Annotated in this window: 12 protein-coding genes, 1 tRNA gene and 1 pseudogene; 11 read left to right on the top strand and 3 right to left on the bottom strand. The window is 65.3% G+C overall.

Going from position 1 to position 14,030, the window contains the following annotated elements; translation table 11 throughout:
• Positions 1–332 (top strand): annotated as a pseudogene (locus ACPYOD_RS16490) (5-(carboxyamino)imidazole ribonucleotide synthase); the annotation flags it as partial.
• 190 nt (positions 333–522) lie between these two features.
• Here the strand turns inward: ACPYOD_RS16490 and ACPYOD_RS16485 are convergent.
• A complete protein-coding gene (locus ACPYOD_RS16485) occupies positions 523–1,104 on the bottom strand; it encodes a Fe-Mn family superoxide dismutase (protein ID WP_481302794.1) in 582 nt (193 codons plus the stop codon).
• A 109-nt stretch (positions 1,105–1,213) separates the two neighbouring features.
• On the opposite strand from ACPYOD_RS16485, the gene grxD reads away from it, so the two are divergent.
• The 10 genes from grxD (at position 1,214) to ACPYOD_RS16435 (ending at position 13,203) form a co-directional block, all read left to right on the top strand.
• Complete coding sequence (gene grxD / locus ACPYOD_RS16480; protein WP_481302793.1) at positions 1,214–1,537, top strand: Grx4 family monothiol glutaredoxin; 324 nt, start codon at positions 1,214–1,216, stop codon at positions 1,535–1,537.
• Positions 1,534–2,301 (top strand): SDR family NAD(P)-dependent oxidoreductase, encoded by a 768-nt coding sequence (locus tag ACPYOD_RS16475; protein WP_481302792.1) that lies wholly within the window; start codon positions 1,534–1,536, stop codon positions 2,299–2,301. The genes grxD and ACPYOD_RS16475 overlap by 4 nt, the downstream gene beginning before the upstream one ends.
• Before the next feature lie 23 nt (positions 2,302–2,324).
• Complete coding sequence (locus ACPYOD_RS16470; protein WP_167027569.1) at positions 2,325–2,921, top strand: YhgN family NAAT transporter; 597 nt, start codon at positions 2,325–2,327, stop codon at positions 2,919–2,921.
• 95 nt (positions 2,922–3,016) lie between these two features.
• A complete protein-coding gene (gene olsF, locus ACPYOD_RS16465) occupies positions 3,017–4,723 on the top strand; it encodes a bifunctional ornithine lipid synthase OlsF (RefSeq protein ID WP_481302791.1) in 1,707 nt (568 codons plus the stop codon).
• Between the two features lie 381 nt (positions 4,724–5,104).
• Positions 5,105–8,458, top strand: a complete 3,354-nt coding sequence (locus tag ACPYOD_RS16460; RefSeq protein WP_481302790.1) for a TonB-dependent receptor — start codon at positions 5,105–5,107, stop codon at positions 8,456–8,458.
• Between the two features lie 220 nt (positions 8,459–8,678).
• Positions 8,679–10,076 (top strand): nucleotide 5'-monophosphate nucleosidase PpnN, encoded by a 1,398-nt coding sequence (gene ppnN, locus ACPYOD_RS16455; RefSeq protein ID WP_481302789.1) that lies wholly within the window; start codon positions 8,679–8,681, stop codon positions 10,074–10,076.
• A gap of 142 nt (positions 10,077–10,218) precedes the next feature.
• Positions 10,219–10,374 carry a DUF3309 family protein gene (locus ACPYOD_RS16450; protein WP_167022543.1) on the top strand — a complete coding sequence of 52 codons (156 nt, stop codon included), beginning with the start codon at positions 10,219–10,221 and terminating at the stop codon, positions 10,372–10,374.
• A gap of 212 nt (positions 10,375–10,586) precedes the next feature.
• The gene (locus ACPYOD_RS16445) at positions 10,587–11,192 is read left to right on the top strand and encodes a DNA-3-methyladenine glycosylase (RefSeq protein ID WP_481302788.1); all 606 of its coding nucleotides are present in this window, start codon (positions 10,587–10,589) and stop codon (positions 11,190–11,192) included.
• Between the two features lie 85 nt (positions 11,193–11,277).
• Positions 11,278–11,550 carry a DUF2845 domain-containing protein gene (locus ACPYOD_RS16440; protein ID WP_481302787.1) on the top strand — a complete coding sequence of 91 codons (273 nt, stop codon included), beginning with the start codon at positions 11,278–11,280 and terminating at the stop codon, positions 11,548–11,550.
• Between the two features lie 84 nt (positions 11,551–11,634).
• Positions 11,635–13,203 carry a PAS domain S-box protein gene (locus tag ACPYOD_RS16435; protein WP_481302786.1) on the top strand — a complete coding sequence of 523 codons (1,569 nt, stop codon included), beginning with the start codon at positions 11,635–11,637 and terminating at the stop codon, positions 13,201–13,203.
• Between the two features lie 53 nt (positions 13,204–13,256).
• On the opposite strand, the gene ACPYOD_RS16430 is transcribed toward ACPYOD_RS16435, so the two are convergent.
• Together ACPYOD_RS16430 and ACPYOD_RS16425 are read right to left on the bottom strand one after the other, a co-directional pair.
• A tRNA-Asn gene (locus ACPYOD_RS16430) sits at positions 13,257–13,333 on the bottom strand.
• A gap of 37 nt (positions 13,334–13,370) precedes the next feature.
• On the bottom strand, positions 13,371–13,913 hold the full coding sequence (locus ACPYOD_RS16425) for a GspH/FimT family pseudopilin (RefSeq protein WP_481302785.1): 543 nt from the start codon (positions 13,911–13,913) through the stop codon (positions 13,371–13,373).
• Positions 13,914–14,030 lie beyond the last annotated feature (117 nt).

Here is a 14,030-nt window from a genome sequence, read left to right as displayed (position 1 = left end):
ACTCAGGGCACTGGACCATTGAAGGCGCCCACACCAGCCAGTTCGAGAACCACGTGCGCGCGGTGCTGGGCCTGCCGCTGGGCGACACGGGCGTGCGCGGCGCGAGCGCCATGCTGAACTGGATCGGCGAGATGCCCGATCCCACGCCGGTTCTATCCATCGCCGATGGGCATTGGCACGACTACGGCAAGGAAGCTCGTCCGGGCCGCAAGGTCGGCCACGCCACGATCTGCGCAAGCGACGCCGGCAGCCTGCGGGAGAAGCTGGTGGAAGTGGGTGCGGGGTTGGGGCGGGAAGACCAGGTAGCGCCGGCCATCGAGGCGCTGGGCTGAAGAATTGCCGCGAACCGCCGGTCCGAGGCCCCGCCCACTTGTAGGAGCCGCTATAGCGGCGAGGAAACCTCGCGAGGCGTGGCGGATGTGTCTCGCCGCTGTAGCGGCTCCTACAGCGCGGCATCGGTCGGGCGCCGAATGAAAAGGCCGGGTCGCTGGACCCGGCCTTTTCGCGACCAAACCCGCAACCTCAGGCGAGGTTCTTCGCCGCGAACTCCCAGTTGACCAGGTGCCAGAAGTTCTCGAGGTACTTCGGGCGCGCATTGCGGTAGTCGATGTAGTACGCGTGCTCCCACACGTCGGCCGTGAACAGCGGCTTGTCGCTGCCGGTGATCGGGGTGGCCGCGTTCGAGGTGTTCACGATGGCCAGGGAGCCGTCCGGGCGCTGCACCAGCCAGGTCCAGCCGGAGCCGAAATTGGCGGCGGCCTGCTTGCTGAACTCTTCCTTGAACTTGTCGACCGAGCCGAAAGCCTTCGTGATGGCATCGGCCAGCTTCGCCGGCGGTTCGGCCGCCTGCGACGCCGGGCGCATCGAGTTCCAGTAGAACGTGTGGTTCCACGTCTGGGCGGCATTGTTGAAGATACCGCCCGAAGAGGACTTGACGATGTCTTCGAGCGACTTGCCCTCGAACTCCGTCCCCTTGATAAGGTTGTTGAGGTTCGTGACGTAGGTCTGGTGGTGCTTGCCGTAGTGGAACTCCAGGGTCTCGGCGGAGATATGCGGCTCCAGGGCATTCTTTTCGTAGGGGAGCGGCGGCAGTTCGAACGCCATAGCGGGACTCCTTAGCGGTGGCTGGGGGGAAGGGCGGTAGGCAGGAGGCAGGGGTGCCGGCACTGCTACACTATGCAACTAGTCGCATTCTAATGATGAAAACCGAGCTATGGACGTCGTAGACGAGATCAAGGCCATCGTGGCGGCCCATCCGATCGTGCTTTTCATGAAGGGCACGCCGGAATATCCCACCTGTGGCTTCTCCGACCGCGCGGTAAAAGCCCTGCAGGCGGCGGGCGCGCCGATCCATGCCGTGAACGTGCTGGCCGATCCGCGCATTCGGGCAGGCCTGCCGCATTACTCGAACTGGCCCACCTTCCCGCAGCTGTTCCTCCTGGGCGAGTTCATCGGCGGCTGCGACATCGTCGAAGACCTGCACGCCGCGGGCGAACTCAAGCGCATGGCCGCCGACGTTGCGGGCGCCGCAACGTGAGCGCCTTGCCGTCCGCGCGCCTCCCCGAGGGGTGGGCGCCTGTGCCTGGCCTGCTGGCCGGACGCGTCGTCATCGTCACCGGCGCCACGGGCGGCCTGGGCGGTGAAACCGCGAAGGCGGCGACGCGCGCCGGAGCCACGGTGGTGATCACCGGGCGCAAGGTGCGCGCCCTGGAGAAGGTGTACGACGAACTCATGGCGCTGGGCGGCGGCGAACCGGTGATTCATCCGCTCGATCTGGAAAGCGCCACGCCGGCAGACTACGCCGCGCTGGCCGAAGGCATCGAGAAAGAATTCGGCCGCCTCGACGGCATCGTGCATGCCGCCGCGCACTTCAACGAACTCACGCCCATCGCCATGCACAAGCCGGACGACTGGCTGCGCGCGATGCAGGTGAACGTGTCCGCGCCCTTCGCGCTCACCCAGGCGTGCATCCCTCTGCTCACGAAGGCCGACGACAGCGCGGTGGTCTTCGTGCTCGACGATCCCGACCTCGTCTCGCGCGCGCACTGGGGCGGCTACGGCGTGTCCAAGGCCGCCGTGGAGCGCATGGCCGCCGTGCTCCATGCCGAGAACGGGCGCGGGCCTATGCGCGTGCATGCGCTGCTTCCGCCGCCCATGCGCACGGCACTGCGCCGTGCGGCGTACTACGGCGAAAACACCCTCGATAAGCCGCTGCCCACCGCCGCGGCAGACGCCATCGTCTATCTGCTTTCCGGTGCCGCGGCGGACGTGCGCGGCGCCGTGCTCGACACTCGCAACTAGGAGCTCCACCCATGGAAACGCAGATGACGACGTTGTCAGCGGGCATCCTGCTGTTCCTGATCATGGACCCGCTGGGCAACATTCCGCTGTTCCTGGCCCTGTTGAAGGACGTGCCGCCGCAGCGCCGGCGCAAGGTAATGGTGCGTGAACTGCTCATCGCACTGGCCGTGCTCGTGGCCTTCCTGCTCGGTGGTCAGTACATTCTCAAGGTGCTGCAGCTGCGCCAGGAATCGGTGAGCATCGCCGGCGGCATCGTGCTGTTCCTCATCGGCATCCGCATGGTCTTTCCTCCCGTGGAAGGCGGCGTGTTCGGCAAGCCGGGGGAGGGCGAGCCCTTCATCGTGCCCATGGCCATCCCCGGGGTGGCCGGCCCGTCGGCGATGGCCGCCCTGCTGCTGCTCACCAATTCGCAACCCGGACGTACGGCGGAGTGGGGCATCGCCCTGTTCCTGGCCTGGCTCGCCACGGCGATCATCCTCCTCAGTTCCACCTTCCTGTTCCGTTGGCTGGGCGAAAGCGTGCTCACGGCCATGGAGCGTCTGATGGGCATGCTGCTCATTGCGCTGTCCGTACAGATGTTCCTCAGCGGCCTTTCCGCTTATCTGCATATCGCCGTCTGATCCACGTCCGGCACATTGCCGCAAGAACATACGTGGCGGTAGGGTTACTGTCATAATTGCCCGCGAGCATGTGGACGTCTAAGGGAGCCCAAGTCATGCTGAGCATCGATCAGACCTTGCTGGAACGCATGCCGTGGCTGGCGCAGCATCCGCGCCTCCGCAAGCCGCTGGTCGGCATGCTGGAAAGCCTCGCACACGAAGACCGTTTCAATCGCACGCTGGCGCTGGCCGGGCCGGCACGGGGTTTCGAGTTCTGCGAGAAGACGCTCGAAAACCTCGGCGTCAGCTGTCGCGTCACCGAGCGCGAGCGCGAGAACATTCCCGTCGAGGGGCCGCTCATCGTCGTCGCCAACCATCCGTTGGGCATGGTCGACGCGATCGCCCTCGTCCAGTTGATCGGATCGGTACGCCGGGACGTGCGCATCCTGGGTAACGACGTGCTCGCCGCCGTGCCTCAACTCGGCTCACTGCTGCTTCCGGTCGACGTCTTCGGCAAGGGCGCCACCTCCCGGATGCGCGCGGTGTTCCGTGCCGTCGAGGCGGGCGAGGTGCTCATCATGTTCCCGGCGGGCGAAGTCTCCCGGGTGCGCGCCGGTGGCGTGCGCGACGGCAAGTGGTCCGACGGTTTCGCGCGCATCGCCATGCGTGCCGGCGTTCCGGTCCTGCCGGTGCATATCGCCGCGCGCAACTCCGTGGCCTTCTACGGCCTGTCGATGCTGGCCAAGCCGCTCAGCACCGCCATGCTTCCGCGCGAAGCCACCTCGGGACGGCAGCGGGTCGGCTTCCGCATCGGCAAGCTGGTCGACGCGGAAGAACTGAAGCAGGCCAGCGGCGGCTCGTCCGAGAAGGCCGCGAAGCTCATGCGCCGCCACGTGTATCGCGTGGCGCGGCAGCGCGGGCTGGTCTTCGGTGGCCAGACGCCTCTTGCCCATCCGGAACCGGTGGAGCGCGTGGTGGCGGAGCTGGAACAGGCCGAGTGCCTGTCCGAGCTTCCGGACGGCAAGAAGGTCCTGCTCGTGCGCGGCTCGTCCGACAGCTACACCATGCGTGAGATCGGCCGCCTGCGCGAGCTCACCTTCCGCCGTGTGGGTGAGGGCACCGGCAAGCGTCGCGACCTGGACGCCTACGACCCGCTGTACGAACACCTGGTGCTGTGGGACGCGAAGGCGTTGCGCATCGTCGGTGCGTACCGCTTCGGCCACGGCGGCCGCCTGATCGCCGAGCACGGCATGAGTGCGCTGTACACCTCGAGCCTGTTCGATTACTCGCCGGCGCTGGAGTCCCGCCTCGCGCAGGGCCTGGAGCTCGGCCGCAGCTTCATCGCACCCGCATACTGGCGGTCGCGTGCCCTCGACCAGTTGTGGCAGGGCATCGGCCTCTACCTGCAACGGCACCCGGAGTTGCGCTACCTGTTCGGCCCCGTCAGCATGTCCGTGACTATGCCGCGCGAGGCGCGCGAATGGATCGCGGCCGCGCACCAGCACTTCTTCGGTGCACCCGGCCTCGCCGCCGCCCGCCTTCCGTTCGTGATCCCCGAAGCCACCATCGAATCGGTGCGCCGCGAGCTGGAAGGCCTCGACGCGGCCGCGGGCCTGGGCAAGCTCAAGCATCGTCTCGATGCCCTCGGTGTCACCCTTCCGGTGCTCTACCGCCAGTACGTCGATCTGGTGGAGCCCGAGGGCGTGCAATTCCTGGCTTTCGGCGAAGACCCGGAGTTCTCCGGATGCGTCGACGGCCTGGTCATGCTCGACCTGGCCTCGCTGAAGCCGGCCAAGCGCTCGCGCTACCTCGGCAAGAACTGAGGCCCTAGGCAACAACGCCGCCGGCGCAAAGGCGGTCGGTCCCTTCGATGGAATGTGTAAGGTGGTTCTTACAGAGGACCGCCTTCACATTGTCATGAAAACATAAATGTCATTGAATACAGCAACTTGAACGCCAGAACGGCCGGGATAGGAAAAAGTGGTATTTATCAAACCGGCGTGAAAACGTTACAAATCTGTCATACAATGCCGTTAAAGTTGGCTTAACAACTGTCGCCACCGCGCCTACGGATCGGGCCGGGCCATACCGAGACGACACAGCCAGAGATTGGGGAAACCACACGGAAAGCGCCGCCCGGCTCAACGCCAGGTCGCCATCCGTTTGGCCGAAAAATTTTTCGTTGCAAGCCACAGGGTCGATTAATGAATAGCCGAGTCCGCGCCAAACTACTGCCGTTTGCGATCGCATCGCTGCTCGCGGCACCTGCCTTCGCGCAGGAGACGTCCTCCACGATCAGCGGCCGCGTCGTCGACGCCGGTGGCCAGCCGGTCGCCAACGCCACCGTGGTGATCGTGCACGAGCCGTCGGGCACCACGAAGACCACCACCACCGATGCCAGCGGTCGCTATTCGGCCCAGGGCCTGCGCGTGGGCGGTCCGTTCGACGTGACGGCCACCAAGGACGGCATGCCGTCGGTCCGCCAGGACAACGTCTACCTGCAGCTGGGCAGCGACACCGCGGTGAACCTCACGGCCAGCGCCGCGAGCACCGCCGATGCCACCGCACTGGGCGCGGTCACCGTCTCGGCCGTCTCCGGCCAGTTCACGTCGGAGAACAAGGGCCTCGGCACCAACATCTCGCAGCGCGAACTGAAGGCCGCGCCGTCGCCGAGCCGCAACATCGCCGACATCGCACGCCGCGATCCGCGCGTCAACGTCGACCACGGCACGGGCGCCATCTCGGCCAACGGCCAGAACACCCGTCTCAACAACATCAAGGTCGACGGCCTTGGCGTGGGCGACCCGTTCGGCCTGAACTCCACGGGCATGCCGACGGTCGGCTCGCCGGTGTCGCTCGACACGATCGACTCGTTCAACATCTCCACGGCCAACTACGACGTCGCCTCCGACACCGTTGGCGCCGAGATCAACGCCGTCACCAAGTCGGGTACCAACGACTTCCACGGTTCGGTCTACTACGGCTTCAAGAACGCCAGCAGCATGGTCGGCAAGGCCGGCTGGCTCGACGACAACCGCGACTACACCGAGTTCGACCGCAACTGGACGGCCGGTGCCACCATCGGTGGCCCGATCATCAAGGACAAGCTGTTCTTCTTCGCGGGTTACGAAAAGGAAGAAGTGACGGGCCTCAGCTCCGGCGCGGTCAATGGCCTCGATCCGTCCCTGGCGAACTCCACGATCAACAAGGTGTCGCCGGGCGACCTGCAGAGCATCATCAATGCCGCTAACGGCCTCGGCCTGCAGCCGGGCTCGCTCGGTGCGAACGCCGGCACGCTCACCGACAAGCGCTACATCGCCAAGATCGACTGGAACATCACCGACGGCCACCGCATGAACCTTGCGTACTCGCGTACCAAGGAAACGAAGCCGAACCCGCAGGGTAACGGCACGTCCACCATCGGTCTGTCGAGCTACTGGTACACCGTCAACACCGATATCAAGAACTACACGCTGCAGTCGTTCGACGACTGGACCGACAATTTCTCGTCTGAAACCAAGATCGGCTACAGCGATTACCAGCTGAACCGTTCGGTGCCGTACCAGCAGCCGCAGATCACCGTGCGCCTGAACAACACCGGCTTCGGCACGAGCGCCACCGGCCCGACGATCAACCTCGGCGAAGACCAGTTCAGCCACTACAACTCCGCATCGGTGAAGAGCCTCAATGCGATGTGGGCGGGCACCCTCTACCTCGACGAGCACACCATCAAGGGTGGCTTCGAGTGGGAGCGTAACCGCATCTACAACCTGTTCGGCCGCACCGAGTTCGGCGCGTACACCTTCGGCAACAACGGCCTCACGAACTTCGGTCCGGGCCTCTACAGCAACTACTCGCTGTACCAGCCGGCCCCGGGTTACTCGCTCAACGACATCGCTGCCCAGTGGGAACTGCGTCGCCACACGTTCTTCCTGCAGGACACCTGGCAGCCGACCGATAACCTGTCGGTGCAGTACGGCTTCCGCGTCAACAAGTACCTGACCGACGACAAGCCGCTGTACAACGCCGACTTCCAGCGTTCGTTCGGCTTCAGCAACGCCAACACGATCAACGGCAGCCAGCTGGTCGAGCCGCGCCTGTCGTTCAACTACACCTTCGACAGCGAATACAAGACGCAGCTGCGCGGCGGCGTGGGCCTGTTCCAGTCCGATCCGCCGACCGTGTGGATGACGAACCCGTACCAGAACAACGGCATCAACATCGTCACGTACTCGTACGATCGCCAGCCCAATGGCCTCTGCAACCTTGGTTCGCAGAAGAACATTCCGTGTCCGCAGTTCAGCTCGAACCCGTTCCAGCAGCCGACCAGCGGCCCCGGTACCGTTCCGCAGCAGGCTGTCGACACCGTCGACAAGAACTTCAAGCTGCCGAGCGTGTGGAAGTCGTCGCTGGCGTTCGATCGTGAGCTGCCGTGGCAGGGCATCATCGCCAGCATCGAGTGGCAGCACCTCGACGTGCAGGACGGCATTCTCTACCAGAACCTCAACCTGGGTGCCCCGACGGGCATGATGCCGGACGGTCGCTACACCTATGCCGGATGCATCGGTGGATCGACGCCGCTTGGTGGCCCGACCGGCGCCGCTTGCGGCAATAACCTCACCGGCTCGAACACCGGTGGCGCGAATGCGCGTTACCGCCAGAACGGCCGCTTCGCCCAAGGCGTCACGTACCTGACGAACACCCACAAGGGTGGTGCGGACACGGTCACGCTGTCGTTCTCGAAGCCGATGGCCGACGGCTGGTCCTGGAGCGTCGCCGCAACGGGCGGTCACTCGACCGAAGTGAACCCGGGCACATCGAGCCAGGCCACCTCGAACTACTCGAACAGCGCCTGGTACAACCCGAACGAAGACGTGGCCTCCACGGCGAATACGAACATCGCGAAGCGCCTCAACGCGTCGATCACCTGGCAGCACAACTTCTTCGGTGACTACGCCACGACAGTCAGCATGTTCTACGACGGCCACAGCGGCGTGCCGTACAGCTGGATCTTCGGCAACGACTCGAACGGCGACAGCTACTCGAAGGACCTGGCGTACATCCCGACCCGCAACGACGGCACCGTCTTCCGCAACTCGGGTGGCACGGCCGCGGCCTCGCAGCAGCTGGTGGACCAGTTCTACAGCTACATCCAGAGCGACGACTACCTGCGCAAGAACCAGGGCAAGGTGGCGAAGCGTAACGGCGCCACGTCGGCCTGGGTCAACCAGATCGACCTGAGCCTGAGCCAGGAAGTGCCCGGCATCTTCAAGGGCAACAAGGGCGAGATCCGTCTCGACATCTACAACTTCCTGAACCTGGTGAACAAGGACTGGGGCCAGCAGTCGTACATCGGCTTCCCGTACACCCGCAACCTCGCCAACTTCGGTGGTGTGGATGCGCAGGGCAACTACATCTACAACCTGCCGACGGATGCCAACGGCAACTACCAGCCGGGCCTGAAGGGCATCTACGACGCCCCGACCGACAACAGCGCGACCAAGCTGAACCCGGTCTCCCGCTGGTCGGCCATGCTGACCCTGCGCTACACGTTCTAAGCGAAGGATTCGCTCTGCGACACGAAGGCCGGCGCCTCACGGGCGCCGGCCTTTCCTTTTGTGGGAGCCGCTTCAGCGGCGATAGCTCCCGCGCAGGATCGACTCCAGGGGAGGCCCCAAGGCTTGACCCTCGCCGACCACTCGCGTGATCCTAAGCGGTCCGCTCCCACCCCGGGGCGGGGTTCGCCGCTAATTCGCGGTCAGAAGGACAGGTAACACCATGAATGCCATTCAGTTCGGGGAGCCGGTCAGCGGCAAAACCGTCAGCGCCCGCGTCTCGCCGGCCGGCGGCCTCGACATCCTTTCCCGTAACGAGGTGGCCCGCCTGCGCGACGCCAGCGGGTCGGGCCTGCACCAGCTCTTGCGCCGCTGCGCGCTGGCGGTGCTGACTTCCGGCAATCTCTCCGACGATCCGGGCTCCATCTTCGAGCAGTACCCGGACTTCGACATCCAGGTGCTGCAGGAAGACCGCGGCATCAAGATCGAGCTGAAGAACGCGCCGGAGCAGGCCTTCGTCGACGGCCGCATCATCCGCGGCATCAACGAGCTGCTGGTCGCCGTCGTGCGCGACATCGTCTACGTGTCCACGCAGCTCGAGGCCGGTGCGTTCGACCTTGACGACACCGTGGGCATCACCCATGCGGTGTTCGAGATCCTGCGCAACTCGCGCATCCTGCGTCCGCAAGTGGACCCGAACCTGGTCGTCTGCTGGGGTGGCCATTCGATCTCGCGCGACGAGTACGAATACACCAAGCGCGTGGGTTACCAGCTTGGCCTGCGCAGCATGGACATCTGCACCGGCTGCGGTCCGGGTGCGATGAAGGGCCCCATGAAGGGCGCGACGATCGCGCACGCCAAGCAGCGTCGCAAGGGCAACCGCTACATCGGTGTGACGGAGCCCGGCATCATCGCCGCCGAGTCGCCCAACCCGATCGTGAACAACCTCGTAATCATGCCGGACATCGAGAAGCGCCTCGAGGCCTTCGTCCGTCTCGGTCACGGCATCATCGTGTTTCCGGGCGGCGTGGGCACGGCCGAGGAAATCCTGTACATGCTCGGCATCCTGCTGCTGCCGCAGAACAAGGATATTCCGTTCCCGCTGATCTTCACCGGCCCGAAAAAGTCGTCCGCGTATTTCGAGCAGATCGACCGTTTCCTGCGCCTGGCGCTGGGCGACGACATCGCGCGTCATTACAAGATCATCATCGACGATCCCGCCGCCGTGGCGCACGCCATGGTTTCCGGCATCGAGAAGGTGCGCAACCATCGCCTGGACAACAAGGATGCGTTCTTCTTCAACTGGGCGCTCGACATTCCGTTGTCGTTCCAGCAGCCGTTCCGTCCGACGCACCAGGCGATGGCCGCGCTGGCATTGCACCGTGGCCGTCCGCGTCACGAACTGGCGGCGGACCTGCGCCGCGCGTTCTCCGGCATCGTCGCGGGCAACGTGAAGGAAGAGGGCGTCAAGGCGATCGAACAGTACGGCCCCTTCGTGATCGATGGCGAAACCGAAATCATGCGCGCGCTCGACGACCTGCTGCAGGCGTTCGTGGAGCAGCATCGCATGAAGCTTCCGGGCGGCACCGCTTACGAGCCTTGCTACGTGGTTCGTACCTGAAGTCAATGGCCGGGAGCGGTTGCTGCCGTTCCCGGCCGTCCGGTCGCTGAACGGGAATCGCGGCAACCCTTCGCGCATCACGACCCCTAGACGGTACGACGCGCGACGATGCGGACCACTGGCCCACTGCCGGAGACCCGCAATGCTTTTCACCATTCTCATCATCGTCCTGATCATCGCCCTCATCGGCGGCCTGCCCACCTGGGGCTATTCCAGCGGCTGGGGCTACGGCCCTAGCGGCGGCATCGGCGTGATCCTCGCCATCGTGCTCATCTGCTGGCTGCTTGGCGTATTCTGAGCGACCCTAGCGCAGGGGCGGAGCGGTGCTCCGTCCCTGCCGTCCAAGGCGCGGAGCCGCCTGCCGGAGTTCGCTGCCGTGCCAAGACCGTATCGTCCCGTCCCCGACACCGAGAAACCGCACCCAGGCACCGCGCCGCCGCCGGTTGAACACGAACCCGTGGAACGGCCGGGCCCCGACCCGGACACCGATGGCGAGCCCGTGGAGCCCTGATGGCATTGCGTCGACCTCGCTGGCCCGGCACCGTACTTCCCCGCTCCTTCTTCCATCGCGACGCGCGCGTCGTGGCCCCTGAACTGCTCAACAAGGTGCTCGCCTGCGCCGACGGAAGAGCGGGGCGTATCGTGGAAGTGGAGGCCTACGTCGGGGCTATCGATCCGGCCGCGCACACGTTCCGCGGCAAGACCAAACGCAACGCCGTGATGTTCGGTCCGCCGGGGCACATGTATGTGTACTTCACCTATGGCATGCACTGGTGCTGCAACACCGTCTGCGGCGATGAGGGCGAGGGTTCGGGTGTGCTCATCCGGGCGCTCGAACCGCTTGCCGGCATCGAGCGGATGCGCGAAGCACGGCCGAAGGTCCGGCGCGATCGCGAACTGTGCAGCGGGCCGGCTCGCCTGACCCAGGCGCTCGGTATCACCGGCGAGCAGAACGGTATCGACCTCGTGCGGGCACGCGACGGCTACACGGTGCTCGACGACGGTACGCCGCCGCCTGAGAACGTCCCCGGGTCCGCACGCATCGGCATTCGCGAGGGAACGGACCTGCTCTGGCGTTGGCTCGTAGCCGGCAATCCCCACGTGTCCCGGGCCTGAGCGAATACGGCACACGGGGGCCGGCCGCTTGGATCGGCCGCGCGAAGCGGTATACCCTCCGCACATCCCCAGACAAGGAGCCGCCATGAAGCGTGCCGTCGTCGTCTTTATCCTCTCCATCCTCGCCGCTACCGCTACCGCGGCCGATACCTACCGTTTCGGGTCACAGGTGGTCTCCACGGGGGACAGCGAAGGCCGCCTGCGCCAGGTGGCAGGCAAACCCGATCGCGAAACGCCGATCGAAACCCGGAGGGGCGGACTCGAGGGATACCGGCTGGAGTATTACCGCCGTGGCAAGTCCGTGCAGTTCGAGGTGATCGACGGCAGGGTGACTACCATCACGCAACTGGACAACTGACATGCGGGACGACCGCGTGAAGGGTGCTTTCACGGTTCCGTGATTCCTCCATGCTACGGTTCGCACCGGGGGGAAAGGCAGGCCATGACACGCGACAATATCGACGAACTCCGGCGCAGTCACGAGCAGTTTCGCCTGCTCGTGCAGGGCGTTGCCGACTACGCCATCTACATGCTCGACCCGGAAGGCAACGTCTCCAGCTGGAACTCCGGCGCCGAACGGATCAAGGGCTATCGGCCCGACGACATCATCGGTTCCCACTACTCGAAATTCTTCACGCCGGAAGACGTCGCGACAGGGGAGCCTTGGACGAACCTCCAAGCGGCGAAAGAGAAAGGCCGCCTGGAGACGGAAGGGTGGCGCGTTCGCAAGGACGGCTCCCGTTTCTGGGCGCATGTGATCCTGGATCGCATCGACAACGACGACGGCGAATTCATCGGGTTCGCCAAGGTGACTCGCGACGTCACTGAACAGCGGAACACGGCGCTTGCGCTGGAGCAGGCGCGGAATGCACTTTTCCAGTCGCAGAAGCTCGAAGCCATCGGCCAGCTCACCGGCGGCGTGGCTCACGATTTCAACAACCTGCTCATGGCCATCCACGGCAACCTCGACCTGCTCACGCACGTGCAGGACTTGCCGCCGCGCGCGCGTGCGTTCGTGGAAAATGCACTGAGCGGCGTCCGTCGCGGCGTGGCCCTGGTCCAGCGCATGCTCGCGTTCGCCCGGCGGCAGCAGCTCGACCTCGCGCCGGTGAACCTGGCCGACCTCGTCTATGGCATGTCCGATCTCATGCGCACTTCGCTGGGTCCTGGCATCGTCGTGGAAGCCAGCTTCCCGCTTTCGCTGCCGCCGGTACTGGCCGATGGCAACCAGTTGGAACTGTGCCTCCTGAACCTCGCTGTGAATGCGCGCGACGCCATGCCGGATGGTGGCACCCTGCACATCTCGGGCCGCGCGGAGCGCGTGCATGAAGCACGCAGCCTCGATCTGCCTCCCGGTGAATACGTGCACCTTTCCCTCGCGGACACGGGTGAGGGCATGGACGCCGACACGCTGGAGCGTGCCACCGAGCCATTCTTCACCACCAAGGGCGTGGGCAAGGGCACGGGCCTCGGTCTGTCCATGGTGCATGGGATCGTGCAGCAGTGCGGTGGCGCGATGACACTGCACAGCTCGCGTCCGGGCGGTACCGTCGTCGATATATGGCTACCGCTGGCGCATGCTTCGAAGGCGACGACCGAGGCGTCGGCCAAGGCGGCGCCGGTGGATGAAAGGCTGGAGGCCGCGATGGCGTCCGCTCCGTCGCCGGCGGCGACTTCCGTTCTCGTCGTGGACGACGATCCTCTCGTGCTTTCCACCACGGTGGAGATGCTCTGCTTCGAAGGTTATGACGCTGTCGGCGCCTCGTCGGCAAGGCAGGCATTGGAAGTCCTGGGCGAGTCGCCGTCGGTTTCCATCCTCGTTACCGACCACGCGATGCCCGGCATGACGGGCATGGAACTCGCCACGCAGGTGGCGGCCACGTATCCGGAGATCCACGTCGTGCTCGCCAGCGGCTACGCCGAACTTCCCGAGCAGACGCCATCCGTGCATGCGCGCCTGCAAAAGCCTTATGGCCGGGCGGATTTGCTGGCGGCCTTGCGCGCCCCGTAAACCGGACGGGGCAAAGAAAAAGGGCCTGCATCGCTGCAGACCCTTTCAAAACCTGGCGCCCGAAGTTGGACTCGAACCAACGACCCCCTGATTAACAGTCAAGTGCTCTAACCGGCTGAGCTATTCGGGCGGGGAGCCACGTATTTTGTGGAACTGGCGAGGGGCTGTCAAGCGCCGTTACGGCGCTGTGCAGGGGTCGCGGCGCACGAGGCCGCCTCGTCCGGCCTCGCGGCGTCCCGGTGTACGAGGCCGGCATTGCCGACCACCACGGCAAGGCTGGTGGCCGGCCGGGTAGCCACGCAGAGGACGATGCGCTGGTTGCTGGCGGATACCGTGCCACGGCCTGTGAATATGAACTGGCGCCGCCCTGGGGTCCGAAGAGCACGCAGTTTTTCCGCCAAGGGCTGCGTGGAAGCGACGATCTTGTCGGTTTCGTCATCGCGAATGATCCAGCCGGTGGTCCAGTCTGCCCTCGGTGAGCAGGTAAGGTCCGCTTGGGGCGGGCACACAAGTACCCGATGGTTGCGCCATAGGGCAGTTGCGCGGGCAAGGCGCAAGGTTTCGAGCAGCTCGTCGGCGGCCGTGCGCAACTGATGGCGGGCAACGGCCTCAGCCATGGCCGGAAGGGCCAACGCCCCGGCGAGCCCGACGATGGCCAGCACGGCCGTGAGCTCCAAAAGGGTAAAACCGGGTGAACGTCTGAACGGCATGCGGGCAGGGCGTGAAAGCCCCCGACCATGCCTGGACCGGCGCCACCGGCCCATCGGTGCGGCGCATCACGGCATGTAGGCGCCAGCGCTTTAAACTCGAACTCCGAACCAGCATAT

Source organism: Luteibacter sp. HAY1-4A, assembly GCF_056755355.1.
This window is presented reverse-complemented; position numbering and strand designations above follow the sequence as displayed.